General features: G+C 45.8%; 15 protein-coding genes. 1 reads left to right on the top strand and 14 read right to left on the bottom strand.

Translation table 11 applies throughout. The features are described from left to right. Nucleotides 1-11: 11 nt before the first annotated feature. The 14 genes from ftsZ to AB5217_RS06765 form a co-directional block, all read right to left on the bottom strand. Complete coding sequence (ftsZ, locus tag AB5217_RS06830; RefSeq protein ID WP_004307359.1) at nucleotides 12-1322, bottom strand: cell division protein FtsZ; 1311 nt, start codon at nucleotides 1320-1322, stop codon at nucleotides 12-14. Nucleotides 1323-1379: 57 nt separating this feature from the next. Then, the gene (gene ftsA / locus AB5217_RS06825; RefSeq protein WP_004307356.1) at nucleotides 1380-2831 is read right to left on the bottom strand and encodes a cell division protein FtsA; all 1452 of its coding nucleotides are present in this window, start codon (nucleotides 2829-2831) and stop codon (nucleotides 1380-1382) included. 80 nt (nucleotides 2832-2911) lie between these two features. Next, on the bottom strand, nucleotides 2912-3649 hold the full coding sequence (locus AB5217_RS06820) for a cell division protein FtsQ/DivIB (RefSeq protein WP_042994032.1): 738 nt from the start codon (nucleotides 3647-3649) through the stop codon (nucleotides 2912-2914). Between the two features lie 70 nt (nucleotides 3650-3719). Continuing rightward, nucleotides 3720-5096 (bottom strand): UDP-N-acetylmuramate--L-alanine ligase, encoded by a 1377-nt coding sequence (gene murC, locus AB5217_RS06815; protein ID WP_004307350.1) that lies wholly within the window; start codon nucleotides 5094-5096, stop codon nucleotides 3720-3722. A gap of 88 nt (nucleotides 5097-5184) precedes the next feature. Beyond that, nucleotides 5185-6306 (bottom strand): undecaprenyldiphospho-muramoylpentapeptide beta-N-acetylglucosaminyltransferase, encoded by a 1122-nt coding sequence (murG, locus tag AB5217_RS06810; RefSeq protein ID WP_004307349.1) that lies wholly within the window; start codon nucleotides 6304-6306, stop codon nucleotides 5185-5187. A 31-nt stretch (nucleotides 6307-6337) separates the two neighbouring features. Next, complete coding sequence (locus AB5217_RS06805) at nucleotides 6338-7666, bottom strand: FtsW/RodA/SpoVE family cell cycle protein (RefSeq protein ID WP_004298209.1); 1329 nt, start codon at nucleotides 7664-7666, stop codon at nucleotides 6338-6340. A gap of 32 nt (nucleotides 7667-7698) precedes the next feature. Next, on the bottom strand, nucleotides 7699-9033 hold the full coding sequence (gene murD, locus AB5217_RS06800; protein WP_008998124.1) for a UDP-N-acetylmuramoyl-L-alanine--D-glutamate ligase: 1335 nt from the start codon (nucleotides 9031-9033) through the stop codon (nucleotides 7699-7701). A gap of 141 nt (nucleotides 9034-9174) precedes the next feature. Continuing rightward, the gene (locus tag AB5217_RS06795; protein WP_004298207.1) at nucleotides 9175-10443 is read right to left on the bottom strand and encodes a phospho-N-acetylmuramoyl-pentapeptide-transferase; all 1269 of its coding nucleotides are present in this window, start codon (nucleotides 10441-10443) and stop codon (nucleotides 9175-9177) included. Between the two features lie 90 nt (nucleotides 10444-10533). Beyond that, nucleotides 10534-11982, bottom strand: coding sequence for a UDP-N-acetylmuramoyl-L-alanyl-D-glutamate--2,6-diaminopimelate ligase (locus AB5217_RS06790; RefSeq protein WP_032846547.1), 1449 nt, complete (start codon nucleotides 11980-11982; stop codon nucleotides 10534-10536). Nucleotides 11983-12011: 29 nt separating this feature from the next. Beyond that, on the bottom strand, nucleotides 12012-14138 hold the full coding sequence (locus tag AB5217_RS06785; RefSeq protein ID WP_004307341.1) for a penicillin-binding protein: 2127 nt from the start codon (nucleotides 14136-14138) through the stop codon (nucleotides 12012-12014). Between the two features lie 76 nt (nucleotides 14139-14214). Then, nucleotides 14215-14571, bottom strand: a complete 357-nt coding sequence (locus tag AB5217_RS06780) for an FtsL-like putative cell division protein (RefSeq protein ID WP_004298204.1) — start codon at nucleotides 14569-14571, stop codon at nucleotides 14215-14217. A 6-nt stretch (nucleotides 14572-14577) separates the two neighbouring features. After that, entirely contained in the window at nucleotides 14578-15492 is a 915-nt protein-coding gene (gene rsmH, locus AB5217_RS06775; protein ID WP_138293963.1) for a 16S rRNA (cytosine(1402)-N(4))-methyltransferase RsmH, read from the bottom strand. Then, nucleotides 15479-15949: a division/cell wall cluster transcriptional repressor MraZ gene (mraZ, locus tag AB5217_RS06770; protein ID WP_004307337.1), complete on the bottom strand. Its 471-nt coding sequence runs from the start codon at nucleotides 15947-15949 to the stop codon at nucleotides 15479-15481. Before mraZ ends, rsmH begins: the two co-directional genes overlap by 14 nt. A gap of 464 nt (nucleotides 15950-16413) precedes the next feature. Continuing rightward, nucleotides 16414-16917 carry an RNA polymerase sigma factor gene (locus AB5217_RS06765; RefSeq protein WP_004298201.1) on the bottom strand — a complete coding sequence of 168 codons (504 nt, stop codon included), beginning with the start codon at nucleotides 16915-16917 and terminating at the stop codon, nucleotides 16414-16416. A 259-nt stretch (nucleotides 16918-17176) separates the two neighbouring features. Here AB5217_RS06765 and AB5217_RS06760 point away from each other — a divergent pair, with 259 nt between their 5' ends. After that, entirely contained in the window at nucleotides 17177-17995 is an 819-nt protein-coding gene (locus tag AB5217_RS06760; protein ID WP_211480775.1) for a 1-acyl-sn-glycerol-3-phosphate acyltransferase, read from the top strand. Nucleotides 17996-18000: the final 5 nt, after the last annotated feature.

Below are 18000 nucleotides of genomic sequence, written 5' to 3'. Positions count from 1 at the left end.
TAGTTCTTTGTTTAGAACGTAATCACGCCGTTGTCATCTGTAGCTTCTTCCGTGGCTACTTCCTCTTCCAGAGCGGCTTTCGTCCGGATTTTGGTAAGAGTAGTCTTATCACGCATATAAGTGGGAGAATCTTCTACCATGGCGATGATGTCGTCGTTGTCCAGATCTTCCGTATTGAAAAGATAGATGTGGCGGCGTTTGCGGAGGCTCTTGCTTCCGATATTGCTGGCGCTTTCGCCGTATGCCTTGCGGATACGTTCTTTGTTCTTCTCTTTCTCTTCTTCCAGTTGCAGTTGACGTTCTTCCTCTTCCTGGCTGCGTGCAGCATGCAAGCTGTCCATTCCGGGAACGTCTTCCACACCGAATCCGGTTGCCAATACGGTGATTTTTACTCTTGTTTCCAGTGAGTTGTCGATGGCAACACCCCAAATCACTTCCACCCCTTCGCGGAATTTGCTCATGAACTCGTGTATCTCGTTCATTTCCTCCATCATCAGTTCCGACGACGGGCAGAAAGATACGTTCAACATTACTTTCTTGGCATTGAAGATATCATTGTTGTTGAGCAACGGAGAATGCAGGGCATCGTCGATTGCTTTTGTCACACGATTTTCTCCTTCGCCGAATCCGGTACTCATGATTGCTACTCCACCATCTTTCAGGATGGTTTTCACATCGGCAAAGTCAAGATTGACTGTACCCCGCATGGTAATAATCTCGGCAATGCTCTTGGCAGCAATGGAAAGAGTATCATCGGCTTTGCCGAAGGCGTTCATAAAAGTAAGGTCGGCGTATATTTCGCGCAGGCGTTCGTTGTTGATAACCAGCAAGGCATCAACATGCTGGGCGATACGCTCTACGCCGTCCAGTGCCTGGATAATTTTCTTTTCTCCTTCGAAGATAAAGGGGATGGTGACGATGCCGACAGTCAGAATATCCATTTCCTTCGCAATGCGGGCGATGACCGGTGCAGCTCCTGTTCCGGTTCCTCCTCCCATTCCGGCGGTGATGAATACCATCTTGGTGCCGTCGTTCAGCTGGTTTCTGATATCTTCTATACTTTCTTCGGCGGCGTCGCGTGCCCGTTCGGGACGGTTGCCGGCTCCAAGCCCTTGCGTGATGCTACGGCCCAGTTGCAGTTTCACCGGGACAGGTGATTCGGCTAATGCCTGGTTGTCCGTGTTACAAAGAACGAACGTTACATCATGGATGCCTTCCCGGTACATGTGGTTTACAGCGTTACCACCACCACCACCTACACCAATCACTTTGATGATCTTCGGTGAATCTGTCGGGAAATCGAATTGTACTATCTCGTCCATATCTTGATTGAATTATGAATTACGAATTATGAATATTGATTAACAAGCTGCTGAAGGTTACTTCATATCGTCGTCGGAAAAGATTTCTTTCGTCAACGAATCGATCTTGCGTTGAATCCAACTCGGACCTGCTTCTCTTTTCCGTCTTTCTTTCTCTTCCTTTTCCTTTTGCTTGCGAAGTTTTTCCGCTTCTTTGGCGGCTAGCTTGGCTTCCCGCTCTTCTTCTTCTTTCTTGAGACGGGCGATGCGGGCCTGTTCTTTCAGTTCCTGATCGTCCTCAAACATATCCACTGTCTTATGCACTTCCGGCTCCGGTTTGGAGACTGATGGTGCAGGAGCAGCTTGCGGAGCAGTTTCCGTCAGGCAGCAGTTCTGGTTACCTTCAAACAGGAGCCCGAACAAAGTGTTCTGCGAACCGTCTTTCTTCAGTATGTTGTTGGGCGCATGAACCGTATTGCGTGGGAGTTTCGCCATCCGTATCTTTTCTATCTTGCTGCGTTTGCGCAAGGTTTCGTCCAGATTCTTCAGGTTGGCGGCCCCTCCTGTCAAGATGATTCCTGCCAGCAATTTGTCCTCGTAGCTCGATAGTTGTATCTGGTTCCATACGTTGGCAACGATTTCCTCGGCACGGGCTTCGATGATATTGTTAAGATCCGCCACTTTGATGATACGGTTGTCATCATCCAGTTTGCAGGTTGCTTCTTCCTGTTCGGGGTCCTCTTCATAGAGGGCGTCACCGTAGGCTTTTTTCAGGCGTTCGGCTTCTTCCTCCTCCATTTGCAGGGTGGTGATGTCACGCGTGATGCTGTTGCCTCCCAAAGGCAATACAGTCAGGAAACGGAGAATGTTATTCTTATATACAGAGATGGTAGTTGTGTCTGCTCCGAAGTCGATCAGTGCACAACCCGAACGGCGTTCGCTTTCTGTCAGTACGGCATTTGCGGTTACTAACGGAGCGATCAGTTGGTCGGCAATATCAATTTTAGCCTGTTGGAAACAGTGCTCCAAGTTCTTACGTACGGAAGCACGGGCAACGATATTGAGGAAACGTCCTTCGATGTGGCTTCCTACCAGACCTACCGGATTGGCTTGCAGGTTATTACCTACCTTATATTCTTGTGGAGCTACGTCCAATATATCCATATCGACCACCGGGATGGCAATGTTCTCATCACCGATAGCGCTTACAAGCTCTTCGGATATGATAGCTTCTTCCTCCAGGTCGCGGCTTACTACATTGCGGACGGTGCGGAGTGATTGTCCGCCGATGCCTACATATACCTTGGCAATTGAGTTTTTCAACTCACCTTCCAGTCTGTTGATGATTGAAGTCAGGCTTTGCGCTGTCTTGTCCAAGTTAAAGATCACTCCTTTACGAATGAACGTAGAAGAGTCTTCCTGGGCATACGCTAATACCTGCATGCTTCCGTCACTGTTCTTTTTTCCGGCCACACCGGTTATCTTCGATGAACCAAGTTCAATAGCGGCGATAAATTCTGTTGTTGCCATAGGGTTATTTTATTTACTATTTTACTATTTACAATTTACTATATAGAGAGACTGTTTACTTATCATCTATCACTTATCAACTACTCTCGTTTTGTACAGATAATCTGGTTGCTGAATTCGAGATTGATACGTGAATATTTGTTCCAGCCTACCCGGTTGAGTCCTTTTTTGTAGAACTCCTTCAAACGTGCCAGTTTATCTTCAAAGTTCTCCAGTTTTCCGAGATAGACCAGATGGTCTCCCACACGCGGCACCAATTCGATGTTCTGGTCGGGCAACACATGGATCTGCTCTATCTGGGCGTCCCAGAATTTATTATTATGCAAAAATACACCAAACTTATATAAATCCTTCATTGCAAACGACTTTTCTACGTTTCCGGTGACAATTACCCGGTGAGCGACGCATTTTGCTTCCGGTGGCATGACGGTTCCTTTGTTGTCAAGGTAGTAGTTTTGGCCGTTGGCGCTCATGACCCGGAGGATAGGAATACGCTGTGTCACTTCCACGCACACTTTGCCGCTGGGTGTTTTGTAGCATTCGGCTTCGTCAATCAACGGATGTTTGCTTAGTTCCCGTTCCAGTGACTTGGTGGAGATGCGTTCCATTTTCTTCCCGATGGGGTAGATCCCTTTCTGCTGAAGGATACCTTTCAGCTCTTCTTTGGTGATGAAGCCGGCGTATGCGGTATCCTTGATAACCAATTCCATGTCACGGCAGGTCTGGTCGGCAGGCTTGCGGTTGAATGCGGTGATAGCTACGGTGAGGTAGGCTATAAGCACCAGCATGACGATGGATAGAAGGATTCTTTTAATCATAATCAAAAATTAAAGATTAAAAATTAAAAAGCTTGCACTGTTTCGGACAGGCTGCCGGATGATTATTCATTTATCTTTTTTCTAATAGTTCCTTTATTTCGGGGACATAGTTGTCGATGTCTCCGGCTCCCAAAGTAATTAATACTTCAATGTTTTTATCTTTCAGAATGTTCAGTATCTCTTCCTTTTTGCACATACTTTTTTCGATACCCGGACGGAGATTATCATAAATCAGTTTGCTGGTAACGCCCGGAATTGGTGCTTCACGTGCCGGGTAGATGTCTACCAGAATCACTTCGTCGAGTAGCGACAGGCTATCGGCAAAATCCTGATAGAAGTCGCGGGTGCGGGTATAGAGATGAGGCTGGAAGATGGCTGTGATCTTCTTGTCCTTGTAAAGTTCGCGCATAGACAACACGCTCTGTTTGATTTCAGAGGGGTGGTGTGCGTAGTCACTTAGAAAGACAATCCGGTCGTTCTTGAGTTTGAAGTCGAACCGGCGGTCTACTCCTCGGAAACTTGCCATACCTCTTTTAATTTCTTCATCGGTCACCCCGTTGAGGTGTGCCAATGCCATGGCGGCTACGCCGTTCTCTATGTTGATGCTTACCGGAATTCCCAGTTGGATGTCGTTGATACGGGTGTCCGGAGCAACAAAGTCGATGAATATCTCCCCGTTTCCGATACGGATGTTTTCTGCATGGAAGTCGCCTTCGTCACGTGAGTAAGTGTAGACACGAACGTCCGGCTGCACTTTGGGTTGCAGAGAGATGCCTTTACGGATAATCAGTGCGCCACCCGGTTGGATTAGCGTGGTGTAATGTTCGAAACTTTCCAGGTAGGCTTGCTCTGTTCCGTAGATGTCCAGATGATCGGGGTCGGTAGACGTGATTACGGTCATATAGGGTGACAGCCAGTGGAAAGAACGGTCGAATTCATCCGCTTCAATCACAGTGTAAGGGCTTGCTTGAGAGAGTAGCAGGTTGGTGCCGTAGTTCTTTGAGATTCCTCCGAGAAAAGCGGTACATTCCACGTGCGACTGGTGGAACAGATGAGCTGTCATCGTCGATGTGGTTGTTTTCCCGTGAGTACCTGCTACGCACAGACCTTTGCTCGAATGGGTAATCGTTCCCAATACTTGGGCGCGTTTCTGTATTTCGAATCCGTTGTTGCGGAAATAAACGAGTTCTTCGTGTTCCTGCGGAACGGCCGGAGTGTATATGACTAACGTACTTTCCTTGTCTTTGCAGGCTTCGGGAATCAGGTCGACGTTTTCTTCATAATGTATTTGTGCGCCTTCGGAGATTAGCGTTTCAGTCAATGGAGTAGGAGTACGGTCATATCCTGCCACTACCTTTCCTTTGAAAAGGAAGTAGCGTACAAGTGCGCTCATGCCGATGCCGCCGGCACCTACGAAATAGACTGATTTTATCGTTTCTATATTCATTTCTTCTGTCTTTTTATTTTAGTGCAGATTACGTTGTTTGATACGGGCATTGTGCCGTTACTTCAATCTGCGTAATCCGATCGTCCATTTATCTGTTCTTTGCTTCCGCCAGCTTAATGACCTCTTGTGCGATGATTCTCGCTGAATCGGGTAAAGCCAGTTTGGCGATATTCTCTGTTAGTTCTTTCAGTTTCTGCTCGTCGTTGACAGTGGACAGGGCTACGTCCATCAAAGTGGTTTCCGCTTCACTGTCTTTGACGTAGATAGCTGCCTGTTTGTTCACCAACGCTAAGGCGTTCTTCGTCTGGTGATCTTCTGCCACGTTGGGCGAGGGCACTAAGATAACAGGTTTGTGCAGCAGGCAGAATTCAGAAATGGAACCTGCTCCCGCACGGGAGATAACCAGATCGGCTGCTGCATAAGCGGCTGCCATATCTTTGATGAAATCCGTTACATATAAATTCGGAAGTGCTCCTGCCGCTTTTACGGCTTCTGTTACTTGCGGGTAATAGTATTTGCCCGTTTGCCAGATAAACTGCACGTCCGTGTTTTCCTTGATGGTTGTCAGACTGGCTGTCAGCGTGTTGTTGATGGTGCGTGCACCCAAGCTGCCACCTACAATCAGGATTGTCTTTTTGCCGGGCTGTAAGTGGAAAGAACCTAGCGCTTCTTCTTTTGACGGCATATCCTTTGTCAGGTTCTGGCGGACGGGATTACCCGTCATGATGATCTTGTCGGCGGGGAAGAACTTTTCCATTCCGTCATAAGCTACACAAATCTTACGAGCTTTCTGTGCCAGGAGTTTATTAGTTACTCCGGCATACGAGTTTTGCTCCTGGATTAATGTGGGGACTCCCATCATTCCGGCAGTCTTTAGTGTTGGCCCGCTTGCATATCCGCCTACACCTACCGCCACTTGCGGGCGGAAGTTTTTGATTACTTTGCGCGCTTTCCATTGGCTGCGCATCAGTTTAATCAATACGGATACATTTTTCCATAAATGTTTGCGGTCGAATCCGGCTATCGGAAGTCCGATAATCCGGTAGCCTGCATCGGGAACCCGTTGCATTTCCATACGTCCTTCAGCGCCTACAAAGAGAATTTCTGCGTCGGGGCGTAGCTCTATTATAGCGTTTGCGATAGAGACGGCAGGAAAGATATGTCCTCCTGTTCCTCCACCGCTGATGATAATTCTAAGTTCTTTTTCCATCATTCTGTTTTCTTCTGTCCTTTCTCAACATTTACCGTTCATTGTTTCTGCTATCATGCTCATCTTCAAATTTGGCGTCGCTGTTCAGAATCTGCGCTGTCGGTTCGGCTGCGGCCTGTGCTTCCGAATTGGCTGCGGCATCCGCCTCTATTTGCAGTTGGATCTGTGCATCGTGCGCTTTCTGTTCTTCCAGATGAGCGGTATATCGGCTTACGCTTAATATCATTCCGATATAAGCGCAGTTGATTAACGTACTTGTACCTCCTTTGCTGACCAGAGGCAGGGGTTGTCCGGTGACGGGGAATAACCCGACGGCAACCATCATATTCAGTATTGCCTGTGATACCAACAACAGCGCAATACCCATGACGAGAAAGGCGGGGAAGGTTCGCTCGCACTTTTGGGCGATTCGTCCGGCTCGCATCAGCAACCATAAATAGAGGAACACCACAAATATTCCTCCTACCAGTCCCATTTCTTCAATCACAATCGCGAAGATAAAATCGGAGAATGCCTGGCTAAGGAAGTCGCGTTGTATCGAGTTTCCCGGACCTTTGCCTACTACATGGCTGGTAGCAATAGCGATTCGCGCGTGTGCAATCTGTGCGTCTTTGTCAATATCAAATTTGGCTGCCGGCACTTCTTCTTTCTCAAAGAAACCGGAAACACGATTCTGCCACGTTTCGAAACGGTGAAGTCCCGGAGTGTTGTGCAGTGTTTTGGCGGGAATAGCCATCAGTATGCCTACGGCAACACCGCCTACAAGCCCCAATATCCCCAACATCCCGAACAGTTTCTTGGAAGATACCCGTCCGATGAACATCATCATACATACCACTCCGAACAGCAGCATTGCTGTCGAAAGGTTTTCCGGTGCGATGAGCAGGAATACCAGTCCGGTGAGGATCATGATATATTTAAAGGCATTCGGATTGGCCCCATATTCGTCCTGCCTTTTGGACAGGATGAATGAGACGGCAATGATTACCGCCATCTTTGCCAATTCCGATGGCTGGAATTGCAATCCCATAAAGGTCATCCAACGGGCGGCCCCGTTGACACGGTCGCCTGTGATAATGCCCATCAGCGTGACAAATGCCAGTAGAACCAGAGATACCGGATATAGAAAGACCGGAAATACTTGGAACCATTTGTAGGGAACATTATGCAGAAATACGACTACCACAGCTCCCACCATCAGGATGATGGAGTGTTGCGTAATCGGCCCCCAATGGTCGCCACTTTTGTAAGTCAGCGTCGACGCTGCCGAAAACACCTCGATGATCGAGATGAGGCAGAGACAGAGGAAGATAATCCAGATTACCTTGTCACCTTTGAATATGTTCTTTAATAAATCCAATCTTGCAGAATTTAAAAATTAATAATTAGAAATTAAAGGGCACGGACACATTCTTTAAATTGGTCGCCACGGTCTTCGTAACTCTTGAAGAGGTCGAAAGAAGCGCAGCAAGGACTTAATAATACCGTTTCACCTTTCTTTGCCAGTTTATATGCTGCTTCTACGGCATCTTTCATGCCGGTTTGCACATCGGCTACCGGCAGACCGAAACGGTCGAAGAATTCGTGAAGCTTTTCGTTATGAAGTCCCAGATATACCAGTGCTGAACACTTTTCGCGTACCAGGTCTTCAATTTCAGTATAGTCGTTTCCTTTATCTTTACCACCGAGAATCAATACCGTTTTGGTAGTCATGCTTTGCAGGGCATACCAGCAGGAGTTGACATTCGTGGCTTTAGAGTCGTTAATAAAATCAATTCCGCGCACACGTGCCACCTTTTCCAACCGATGTTCCACTCCCTTGAAATCGGAGAGGGCTTTCCGGATGTTTTCTTTGGCGATGCCGGCAAGGTTTGCCGAGATACCGGCGGCTAAAGAGTTGTACAGGTTGTGTTGTCCTGTCAGGGCCAGTTCCTCTTGCTCCATGTTGAAGGCAATCGGTTCGGTGATTTTCACTTCGTGATCTTCTACGTATGCAATCGCTCCATCCTCTTTTACAGCGGCAAAAGGATACAAGTGAGCTTTCAGACCATGTTTTGCCAGTTCCTGTCTGATGATAGGGTCATCGTTCCAGAAGATGAAAGCATCGTCCGGTGTTTGGTTTTGGGTGATGCGGAATTTAGCGTCGATGTAATTCTGCATACAATGGTCGTAGCGATCAAGATGGTCCGGAGTGATGTTCATCAATACGGCGATGTTCGCACGGAAGTTATACATATTATCCAGCTGGAAAGAGCTAAGTTCGATAATATAGTAATCGTGGTAATCTTCGGCTACCTGCAAAGCAAGGCTTTTGCCGATGTTGCCTGCCAAACCTACGTTCAGACCTGCGCTTTTGAAAATATGGTAGATCAGGGAAGTCGTTGTGGTCTTCCCGTTAGAACCTGTAATACAGATCATTTTGGCATCAGTATAGCGTCCGGCAAACTCTATCTCGGAGATCACCGGTGTGCCTTGAGCTTTCAGTTTCAGGATGATCGGGGCGTCATTCGGGATACCGGGGCTTTTGATAACCTCGTCGGCATTCAGAATGAGTTCTTCGGTATGGTGTCCTTCTTCCCAGGCAATTTGATGGCTGTCGAGAAGTTCCTTATACTTGTCCTTGATGGCGGACATGTCCGAAACAAACGTCTCAAATCCTTTGACTTTAGCGAGTACGGCTGCACCTGCGCCGCTTTCGCCAGCTCCTAAAATTGCTATTCTTTTCATCTACAATAATGTGCCCTTATTTTCTAATTGATTGATTTATCTATTAGTTGTGCACATCTTTAAAGGTTAATAATCGGGTTAATACTCTCTATCTATAAAACTTGTTTCCCGTATGGAAACCTGGCTCCGGCACCTTGCCGGTTATCTTATTTTAAGCGTTATAATCGTTATTGCTGCCAATACAATCGTTACAATCCAGAACCGGACGGTAATCTTTGATTCATGAAACAGTTGGTCGGGTTTGGTGAATTTCACCGTGCATCCCGGTTCAATCAGGCTCATCGAAGTGCGGAAGTGATCGTGAATCGGTGTACGCTTGAACAATCGCTGTTTCACACCTTTTCGTTTTCCCGCCTTATAATAAGCCCGTTGCAGGATTACCGACAGGTTTTCTACCAGGAATACACCGCAAAGAATCGGTATCAGCAACTCTTTGTGGATGATGATGGCAAACACTGCGATAATACCGCCAATAGTAAGACTGCCTGTATCTCCCATAAATACTTGTGCCGGATAGGCGTTGTACCATAAGAAACCTATCAGTGCACCGATAAAGGCGCAGATATAGATTACAAGTTCTTCCGAGCCCGGAATATACATGATGTTCAGGTAGCCTGCAAATTCGATATGCGATGATACATAGGCCAGTACCCCCAACGTTGCACCGATAATTGCCGAGTTCCCGGCTGCCATTCCGTCCATACCGTCATTCAGATTGGCGCCGTTTGATACGGCGGTAACCACAATGATTGTGACAATGACGAACAATATCCATCCGGCTGTTTGCGCATGTTCTCCCATGAACGAAACCAGATCGGCATAATCAAGGTTGTTGCTCTTGAAAAAAGGAATCGTTGTCTGGGTAGATTTCAGATCATTCGTTCCGTGTATCACTTCCATCTCCCGTCCCGGATTATGAACTTCGATATTCTCACGGATCACTACGTCCGGACTTAAATACAAGGTCATTCCGACAATTAAACCTAAACCGACCTGACCGATAATCTTGAACTTGCCATGCAAACCCTCTTTGTCTCTTTTGAAGATTTTGATATAGTCGTCTGCGAATCCGAGCGATCCCAACCATACGGTAGTGATCAGCATCAGTATCATGTATATGTTATGCAGTTTACCTAACAATAAACAAGGGATCAGGATGGCTACAATGATGATGACACCTCCCATGCTCGGCACGCCTACTTTATTGACGCCAAACGGGTCGGTTTTAGCATCACGCTGCGTTTCTGTGATTTGTTTCCTTTTGAGTAGGTTGATGAACTTATCTCCCCAGATACTTGAAATAAGTAATGCGAGGATAACCGCCATCAAAGCACGGAATGAAGTATATCCGAACATTCCCGCTCCTGGAAAATTGAGCTTATGTAGCCATTCAAATAGATAGTATAACATAAATAATTTGCCAATTTATTGATGTGTTGTTATGCCGGTTGCTGTCGGATAGATAACGAAGCCGGTCGGCATATTAGCACAGTCTATTCATTATTTAAAAATTTCTTTGAGTACTTCTTTGTCATCAAAATGATGTTTCACTCCTTTTATCTCCTGGTAATTCTCATGTCCTTTTCCGGCAACGAGAATTACATCTCCTTTCTCTGCCAGCATGCAAGCCGTGCGAATTGCTTCTTTACGGTCGGCAATGCTTAGTGTTTTCTTCATATCTTCCGCATCCAGTCCGGCAAGCATGTCATTGATGATGTCTTGCGGCTCTTCAAAGCGCGGATTGTCGGAAGTGATGATGACGCGGTCACTCGCTTTGGCAGCTTCCTTTGCCATGATGGGGCGTTTGCCCTTGTCGCGGTTACCGCCGGCGCCTACCACGGTAATCACTTTTCCTTTTCCTTCAAGCACTCCATGAATAGCGTTCAGTACATTAATGAGAGCATCCGGGGTATGTGCATAATCAACAATCGCCGTAATTCCCTGCGGTGAGCGGACCGCATCGAAGCGTCCGGCTACCGGATGAAGTGTGCTAAGAGCTACAAGCACCTCTTCCTCTTTCTTGCCTAACAGAACTGCCGCCCCGAATACCGCCAACAAATTGGAAGCATTGAACTTTCCGATAAACTGAACTGCCAGTTCATGATTGTTGAAGTCGAGCAGCATCCCTTCGAAATGAGACTCTAATACCCGTCCTTTAAAGTCGCTAAGACTTCTCAATGAATAAGTATAGACCTTCGAACGTGTATTCTGCGTCATTACCAGTCCGTTTTTATCGTCCAGATTGGTCAGGCTGAATGCATTTTTCGGCAGATCGTCAAAGAATTTCTTCTTCGCTTTCAGATAGTTCTCTATTGTTTTATGATAGTCGAGATGGTCGCGGGTCAAATTGGTAAAGATCCCTCCTGCAAACTTTAATCCACTGATACGTTTCTGTGCAATCGAGTGGGAGCTGACTTCCATGAACACATATTTGCATCCTTCATCTGCCATCCGTCCCAACAAACAGTTCAACGTGATTGGATCAGGAGTAGTATGTTCTGTCGGAATCGGTTCATCATCGATGTAATTGCAAACGGTAGAAATCAATCCCACCTTATAGCCGAAATAACGGAATGTATTATATAATAAGGTAGCGATCGTTGTTTTTCCGTTCGTTCCGGTAACGCCGACCAGTTCCAACTTGGAAGTCGGGTCTCCGTAGAAGGTAGTGGCAATTTTTCCTACCGCATCTTCGCTGTCTTTTACTCGTACATAGGTGATCCCCGCTACAGGTTCTTCCGGCATATCCTCGCAAAGGATGGCGATTGCTCCTTTTGCGATGGCAGCAGGTATATAAGCATGGCCGTCGGCTTGTGTGCCACGCATTGCCATGAATAGCTGTCCGGCTTCCACTAGACGGGAGTCTATGTTGACACCGGTGATTTCTATGTTTGAATCTCCGGCTACCTCTACCGGTTGGATTGCTTTCAGTAACTCATTTAATAACATCACTCTATTCAATTTTTAATCTTTAATTTTTAATTAAGCGTAAGCGTCACTGTCTGTCCCTTCTTAACAATCGTTCCGTTGGCTATCGACTGGCTTTTTACTTTGCCTACGCCGACCAGATTGACTTTCAATCCTTTGCTTTCCAACAAGTACACAGCGTCTTTCGCTCCCATACCTATCACACTCGGTACAAAATTCTGCATATTGCTCCGGCTCTCAAGAACCACAGCTTGTGGGGCAGAATGGGTATTTCCCCAAACCTCTTTGCCCGAATCAGCGATTTTGCCTTGTACGTTAATCTGCAGCTCTTCCAATACTCGTTGCGCTTCGCGCATCTCTCCGGCTTTTACATTCGGAATGACTACGGAATTAGTATCAATCGCATTGGTCAGCGGTAACCGCAAGTCTTTGGCATACACCCTTTCTGCAATCTTGCTGAACACACTACCTGCCATTAAACCTCCCGAAGCCGGTAATCCCGGTTTCTGGATAGAGACAATCATGCTATATTTAGGTGCTTCTGACGGGAAATACCCGCAGAAACTAACCAGATAATTTGTTCTTCCCGTTTTGTATCCGGCTGCTCCCTGTGAAATCTGCGCCGTTCCTGTTTTTCCTGAAACGTGGAACTGCTTGCTTCCCGCAGGTTTGGCAAGTCCTTCACCAACCACTTTTCGGAGAATCTCACGGATCTGTGCCAAAGTCTTATCCGAACAAATCTTGGGATTGATTACCTCTGTCGGATATTCTTTCACTACTTCCCCGTCCTTCATGGCAGCTTTGACAAACTTCGGACGCACGGTGACTCCGTTGTTGGCTATCCCATTATAGAATGTGAGAATATTGATCGGTGGAACCTGTGTCTCGTAGCCGATACTCATCCACGGCAATGTTGTCTTTGCAAAATAACGTTCTTTCGGGCCGCGTATATTCGGTTTTCCTTCTCCCGCAATCTGCAGGTGTAACGGCTGGTCGATGCTCATCCGTTTCAACCCGTCTACAAATTTCTGCGGGTTGCTGCCGTAGAAATGGTCTATAATATAAGAGGTACCCACATTGGACGAAACCCCTAGAATTTCCGTAACAGTCAGCTTTCCATATCCTCCGCGATGCCAGTTATGGTCTTTCATGACACGTCCATACATCGGCATCTGGCCGTTGCCGGTATCTACCACATAGTCCGGCGTGATCTTTCCGTCTTCAAGAGCTACCATGATAGAGGCCGTTTTGAAAGTAGACCCCGGCTCGAGCATATCACTAATAGCATTGTTGCGCATTTCGTAGTACTCACCGTCTTTGCCTTGCATCATGTTGACGATGGCTTTCACTTCTCCGGTACTTACCTCCATCAATACCACCACACCCACGCTCGCATTCAGCTCTTTCAGCTTATCCACCAACGCCTTCTCGCAAATATCCTGCATACCTACATCGATAGTACTAATCAGATCGCAACCATCAACTGGTGGCACATCGACAATGTTCAGGTATTTGTTCATCACCTTCTGACGGTGTGTCAATCCGTCCCGCCCTTTCAGGATGGTGTCGAAAGCAAGTTCGATACCATTTCTCGCTCCTTTGGCTGTGTCTGCATACACATCTCCCAGTGTACGGGCAGCCAGTGAACCGAACGGTTTCTTACGCTGATTGTAAGCTTGTTCCTTGAATCCGCCTTTATACCGGTTCAAGCAGAATACAGGCAGTCTCTTTACCTCTTTATATTGTATATAGGAGATACGTTTCGGATAAATCAGATAATTGCGGCTTTTTGCCTGGCGTCCTTTCTTGAGGTGTGCCTTGAATTGAGCCGCACTCTTGTCCGGGAATATCTTGTGAAGTCCGATACAGATTGAATCCATATTGGCATTGAGGATGGAATCCCGGCGTGCCTGATCTTTCTGCCTGCGTTTTTCATCCTTTTCACCGGACATAAAGTCCATATATATTCTGTACTCGGGCAGAGAGCTGGCCATCAGTTTACCGTCAGAAGAAATAATGTTTCCACGATTAGGTTTTACCGTCACATTCTCTTTTACGAAACGGTCAGCCACATCCTGCCAGTATTGTCGTTCGGCAAACATGGTGATGCCTGCTTTTACAACAATAGCTACTCCTATCAACGCCATCAACAGGATGACGAAGAAGTAACGGGTCATTATGTTCTTTTTATTAACTGCCACAGTATTTGTCTTTTAAACGCTTAACTATCATTTATCAACTATCCACTATCATCTATTTAATAAGGTAAGGAGGATTGGTTGATGTTTGCAAATCGCTTTCCTTACTCGATATATAATCTTCAATGCGTGACTGGCGGCTCTTTTCCATCAGCTCTGAGCTGCGAGTCAGTGCATCGTATTTAATGTCTGTCAATTCCTTTTTCAGCCGGTCTATTTCGATCTGTTGCTGTTGACTGGCATAACGATTGTGAATGTAGAAGATGATGAATACCATGATAAGTACCAGCAACTTCGTTTGACGGCGGAAAAAATCGGTAGCCAGAATGTCTCCACCCAGAATACTCTTCAGAGAGGTGCGTTTTTTCTTCTTGTCCTCTTCTGCTTTCTTGTTTACTACTTCTTCTTCCATATCTTTTTATTTCTTTTCTGCAATTCGTAATTTGGCGCTTCTCGACCGCGGGTTTCGTTCTATTTCTGCCTCGTCGGGAACGATTACCTTATTGTTGACAAGGCGGAAAGGCGTTTGCAGATTGCCGAAGAAGTCGGTTTCCGCTTTTCCTTCTACATTGCCTGTCTTCATGATGTTTTTCACCATTCGGTCTTCCAGCGAATGATAGGTGATAACTACCAGTCTGCCGCCCGGCTTTAATGCCTCCGTAGCAGCCAGCAACATCTCCTTCAACGCCTCCATCTCTTGGTTTACTTCAATTCGTAGTGCCTGGAACACCTTTGCCAGCTCTTTCTTTTCGCGTTCACGACCGAAAAGCGGTTTGATGATTTCCAAAAACTCACCGATGGTCCGGATATTCTGTCCGCTTCTGGCTTTAACGATGACAGAAGCCAGTTTGCGGCTATTCTTTAGTTCCCCGTACAGGTAGAGGATGTTTGCAAGACGTTCTTCATCATAAGTATTCACGATATCTGCTGCTGTCATACCGGCACGCTTGTTCATACGCATATCCAGTGCCCCGTCAAAACGGAAGGAGAAGCCACGTTCGCTATCATCGAAATGATGGGAAGATACGCCGAGGTCGGCCAGGATCGCGTCTACCTGTTCGATGTCGTGATAACGCAGGAAGTTGTGCAGATAGCGGAAGTTACTGCGCACGAAGATGAAATGAGTATCGTTGACAATGTTCCGTTCAGCGTCCTCGTCCTGGTCGAATCCTAGCAAACGTCCGCCTTCTCCGAGCCGTGAAAGGATCTCGCGCGAATGTCCCGCTCCTCCGAATGTAACGTCTACATACGTTCCATCCGGTTGGATATTCATACTGTCAACGCTTTCTTTCAGCAATACAGGTACGTGATATGTCAATTCATCTTTCTCCATCTTGTCTATTATCATCGTTCATAATTTCTTCTAATGCTGCACCGAACTCTTCGGGTGACATGAAAGGCTGTTCTGCCCGTTCTTTCGCCCAGATCTCTATCTTGTTATCGATGCCGATAAAGCGAATATCCCCATGGATACTGCAAATCTGTAAATACCGTTTCGGAATTAATATGCGCCCGTTGCTATCAGGTGTCACTATTTCAACGTCGCTCACGAATTGCCTGAAAATAAGTTGGTGTTTGCTATTCCATTTGTTAAGTCTACTACGTAGCTCGTTCAACTCCTCGTTCCACACGCTCTCGGGGTACAGGGTTAAACAGTCCTGAAATACGTCTTTACGCATAATAAGCCTCTCTTCGGAAGCGGCTTGTAATTGCTTCCTGAAGGTGGCGGGTATGAACACCCTTCCTTTGGCGTCCGCCCTGGCTTCAATATTTCCTAAAAAACGTATCATTACCTTATTATAATAAGCGACCGTAAAAGTATGAAATTCCCCACAATTCCCCACAACTTTCCATAAAAAACTTTCAGAGAAGTTTTCAACAGAATGTTAAATGTCTATTTGCTTGAAAATGATGTGCCTCCGAGAATGCTTTACTGGTGGGGAGCCCGTGGGCGTAGAACGGAAAAAATGTCTGTATAGGTAAAATTTAAATAATGTGGTGGGGGAGATTCTTTTTCATGCAATAGAGGTTTATCTGACACCCGGGTCTCAGTGCACCCGACACCCGGGTGTCAGATAGGTTGAGACCCGGGTGTTGTATGTGCTGACACCCGGGTGTCGGACAACTAATCTTCGCAATAAAAGAAAAGGCAGAATATACCGGAGTATTTCTGCCTTTTAATCATTATCAAAACTAAAAATCTGCATTAAAGAAATATGTGATTCAAAATCACTAAGTTTTATATAGTTAAGGTTTAGCGGAAGTCTTTCAACTCTTCCTGTAATTTCTGGCGCGTGAAGAAAATACGGCTTTTCACTGTACCCAACGGGAGGTTCAGTTTTTCCGCAATTTCACGGTATTTGAATCCTGAAACGTGCATCGCAAACGGAACTCTGTATTCTTTGGGGAGTTTGTTAACTACACGGTGCATCTCTTTCAGGTCGTATGCTCTTTCTGTATTTTCAGAACTTCCATCCTGTGGCAAATTCAGATGATAAAGATTATCAGTCTGGTCGATGAATGTCTGGTCGCGGACTACCTTGCGGTAGTTGTTTATGAATATATTGCGCATGATGGTATACATCCATCCTTTGAAATTTGTATCAGGGGTATATTTATCTTCATTATCTAATGCTTTTAATGATGTCTCCTGCAACAAATCGTTTGCTTCTTCACGGTCAGTTGTCAGTTTATAAGCGAAGCGTAGTAATTCATCTTGTACTCCTACTAAGTCTTTTCTGAAGCTTAAACTTTTCATAATGTGTTGCTTTTTAAAGGTGAATATTCGTTTGTTATTTTCGATGTTGCAAGTTTACATGAATTTTTGAAACCCGGTAGGGGAAAAACTGACGTTTTTTTACCCGAAAACTATCCGCGGATAGTTTTTAGGTCATTTTTGATAGTTTTTGGGTGGTATTTTTTTATCTTCTGAACTTAAATCCTGCATTTTCTACCAAATTATTGCGATTAATAAAAAAGAACCGTTAATTTTGTGCCATCATTTTTATTTGAAAAGAATGACTGATGACTCTTTATTTTTGATCGATGTCGATAAGATACTTCGGACGAAGGCTCCGAAGCATTACAAGTACATCCCTAAGTTCGTGATTTCTTATCTGAAGAAAATTGTTCATCAGGATGAAATTAATGTATTCCTGAATGAGTCGAAGGATAAACTGGGAGTGGACTTTCTGGGGGCATGTATGGGCTTTTTGGATGCGAAAGTGGACGTAAAAGGCATTGAGAATTTGCCAAAGGATGGTCTGTACACTTTTGTTTCCAATCATCCGTTAGGCGGACAGGATGGTGTTGCGCTTGGTTATGTGTTAGGAAAGCACTATGAGGGGAAGGTGAAATACCTGGTGAATGATCTATTGATGAATCTACGCGGGTTGGCTCCCCTTTGCATACCTATTAATAAAACCGGCAAGCAGGCAAAGGACTTTCCGAAGATGGTGGAAGCCGGATTCCAGTCCGACGATCAGCTGATTATGTTTCCTGCCGGACTGTGCTCGCGCCGTCAGAATGGAGTGATTCGCGACCTGGAATGGAAAAAGACATTTGTAGTAAAGAGCATACAAGCAAAACGTGATGTAATACCCGTGCATTTTGGGGGCAGGAATTCTGACTTCTTTTACAATCTGGCAAATGTTTGCAAGGCACTGGGCATTAAGTTTAACATTGCTATGTTGTATCTTGCGGATGAAATGTTTAAGAATCGCCACAAAACTTTTACTGTCACTTTTGGCAAACCTATACCCTGGCAGACTTTTGATAAATCGAAAACTCCTGCGCAGTGGGCTGAATACGTAAAGGATATTGTTTATAAACTGTAACTGAT

Source organism: Bacteroides sp. MSSM.1001136sp1_RTP21357st2_D2_RTP21359_211015 (assembly GCF_040913205.1).
GTDB lineage: Bacteria > Bacteroidota > Bacteroidia > Bacteroidales > Bacteroidaceae > Bacteroides > Bacteroides ovatus.
Note: the sequence above shows the minus strand (reverse complement) of the source record. Positions and strands in the feature narration are given on the sequence as shown.